At 29.7% G+C, this 2,836-nt stretch carries 4 protein-coding genes; all 4 read left to right on the top strand.

The features are described from left to right. Nucleotides 1-580, top strand: a 580-nt coding sequence (locus B3W71_RS06525; protein WP_346888134.1) for a hypothetical protein, incomplete at its 5' end; no start/stop codon positions are given. Nucleotides 581-755: 175 nt separating this feature from the next. After that, nucleotides 756-1,538: a glutamate racemase gene (gene murI / locus B3W71_RS06530; RefSeq protein WP_346888135.1), complete on the top strand. Its 783-nt coding sequence runs from the start codon at nt 756-758 to the stop codon at nt 1,536-1,538. Between the two features lie 269 nt (nt 1,539-1,807). Beyond that, nucleotides 1,808-2,323: a peptidylprolyl isomerase gene (locus B3W71_RS06535; RefSeq protein ID WP_346888136.1), complete on the top strand. Its 516-nt coding sequence runs from the start codon at nt 1,808-1,810 to the stop codon at nt 2,321-2,323. Nucleotides 2,324-2,338: 15 nt separating this feature from the next. Continuing rightward, nucleotides 2,339-2,713, top strand: coding sequence for a DUF3783 domain-containing protein (locus tag B3W71_RS06540; protein ID WP_346888137.1), 375 nt, complete (start codon nt 2,339-2,341; stop codon nt 2,711-2,713). Nucleotides 2,714-2,836 lie beyond the last annotated feature (123 nt).

The raw sequence follows: 2,836 nt of genomic DNA on the forward strand, positions 1-2,836 counted from the left end.
TTATTTTCAGATGCCTAATCTAATTATGAGAGGGAGAGATTTTATGTTAAGTAGAGTAAGATTAAATTTAGAGGCAGTAGAAGCAATGCTTTATTATTGGCAGGCAGCATCTGAAAAGGATAACATTGCAGAATCGTTTTTCTATGATGTGGCAGAAATGCCTGGGTTAACTGTTGCCTATGATGATGAATTTAATGGAGAATCTGTAAGACGTGCTTTGAGTGCTATAAAAAATAGAGAACCCTTTGATGGAACTAAAAAAGAAAAGAAGTTCTGGAACAACAATATGTGGATGATGGAGGACCTAGAGTTTACTCATGCAATGGCAGCTCCTCTTAAGGTGTTAAATCTAGATTCACTAGCAAGTGAACTTCAAGATGTAGAGAATAAACATAATTATGATGAAGTAGAAGTTATTTTTTCTCCATTACATTCTGATGAATATATAATCTCAGGAAATAAGTTAGTTATAAATTTCTTTAGAATAAAGATAGATGTAATGAATGGAAGTGCAACCATTGGTGATATGAAAATAATAGAATACATTAAAGAAAAGATTAAAGAATTGTTATCTGCATAAAATAATAAGAGTCAGATAATAAAAGTGATAGCTGAGTATAACTATTACAGCCATCACTTTTTATGTATTTTAATTTAATGCATGTCTACCACTTTTAATAAGAGTTTAGCTGTAGTATTATAATATAGAAGATATAAATAATTATATAAAACTATGTAGCGGGGTGTAATGAAGTATGGACAATAATTTAAGTATAGGATTTTTTGACACAGGGGTTGGGGGTATTAGCGTCCTAAAGGAAGCAATAAAACTACTACCTAAGGAAAATTATATATATATAGGAGATTCTTTAAATGCACCCTATGGAGTGAAAACTCCAGAGGAAGCTAGAAAGTTAACCTTTAATATGGTAGATAAACTTATATCTATGAATGTAAAAGCTATAGTGGTAGCATGTAATACTGCTACAAGTATTGCCATTGATGAATTGAGAAAGGCTTATAAGCAAATACCAATAATTGGAATGGAACCAGCTTTAAAGCCAGCGGTAGAGAATTACGGTAATGGAATTATAGTAATAATGGCTACACCAATGACTTTAGCTGAGAATAAATTTAGTAAATTGAGAGAAAAATATAATAAGGCTTCTGACATAATTCCAATGCCTTGTGATGGTCTAGTGGAAATTATAGAAAGTGGAAATACTAAGGGTGAAATTGTAGAGGAATATTTAAGAGATAGGTTTAAGAATATTCCAAAAGAGAAAGTATCTTCTGTGGTACTTGGGTGCACTCATTATCCATTTATAAAAGAAGCATTAGTGAATGTTATCAATGAGGATGTTGCTATTATAGATGGTAGTTTAGGAACAGTAAAGCAATTAAAGCGCAAACTAGAGCAAAAAGGACTATTAAATACTAGTAATGAGCAAGGTATTGTTAAAATACTAAACTCTAAAGAAGACGAAAATTTAATAGAATTATCATACGATTTGCTTGGTATTAATAAAAACAGTTAACATAACCTGTGATATTAGGTAAAAGCATTACAGATAACATTAAGAACACTCCATATTTGCCTAAAATGTGGAGAATAAATGTTATAAAACTCCGATAGATAGAGCAACATTTTTAAATTTTAACATTTTAAAATGTTAAATATTTAAATAGTTTACTTTATAACTTTTTAAAATGCTCTAAACAATTAAGTGCATATTTATTATTAAGTATTAAATTACATAGACATAATTAAAGAATAATAATATAAAGAAAGAAAAGAGGAATATATATGAATCCAATAGTAACTTTTGAAATGGAAAATGGAAAGATAATGAAAGCGGAACTATATCCTGAAATAGCTCTAAATACAGTAAAGAATTTTATAGACTTAGCATATAAAGGATTTTATGATGAGCTAATTTTTCATAGAGTAATTCCAGGTTTTATGATTCAAGGCGGTTGTCCAGAAAAATCAGGAATGGGTGGCCCAGGATATTCAATTAAAGGAGAATTTAGTGGGAATGGCTTTAAAAATGATTTAAAACATACAAAAGGTGTTTTATCTATGGCTAGAGCTCAGCACCCAGATTCAGCTGGCTCTCAATTCTTTATAATGGTTGCAGATGCTCCACACCTAGATGGAAGTTATGCTGCTTTTGGTAAATTAATAGAAGGTCAAGAAGTAGCTGATGAAATAGTAAGCACTCAAACAGACAGAAGAGATAGACCATATGAAGATCAAATTATAAAATCTGTAACTGTAGAAACTTTTGACGTAAACTACGGGGAACCAGAAAAATTATAATGGAAGGTATGTAATATGAATATACTTAAAGAAAGATTAATTATAGCTTATGGTCTTAATGATGAAGAGGTTGAAAAATTAAATCTAAAATTTAAAGATATATGCGTAAAACCATGTTTATTAATAAATGAAAATATGGGTGGATATACCTTAGAGAATATATTGAAGGAAGAGAAGTTAACAGATAGTGATACTAAATTACCTGAAGAAAAAGTTATTATATTTAATGGTTTTTTAGGTGTGTATCTTCAACAAGCTGTTAAAAAGGTTAGAGAAGTTTTAGGATCACAGCCAATACTTGCATCTACTACACCAAATTCAATTAAAATGACTCTTCATGAATTAGTAGACCATTTAGTAAAAGAAAGAGAATACTATAACAAAAAATAATTTGGAAGGGCCTTTCGCAAAAAAAGCTAATCTAAATAAATATTGAATAAGCACTTATATTATTAATGCTCAGCCGTTTCGGAATATTGATTTACTAAAGGATTTATTCAAGATAAAATCTAC

It is taken from the genome of Clostridium sp. UBA1056 (genome assembly GCA_002316385.1).
In the GTDB taxonomy this organism is placed as follows: domain Bacteria; phylum Bacillota; class Clostridia; order Clostridiales; family Clostridiaceae; genus Clostridium_J.

Coding starts and splice junctions, on each gene's coding strand:
- murI (WP_346888135.1), top strand. CDS start 756: ATGGACAATAATTTAAGTATAGGATTTTTTGACACAGGGGTTGGGGGT.
- B3W71_RS06535 (WP_346888136.1), top strand. CDS start 1,808: ATGAATCCAATAGTAACTTTTGAAATGGAAAATGGAAAGATAATGAAA.
- B3W71_RS06540 (WP_346888137.1), top strand. CDS start 2,339: ATGAATATACTTAAAGAAAGATTAATTATAGCTTATGGTCTTAATGAT.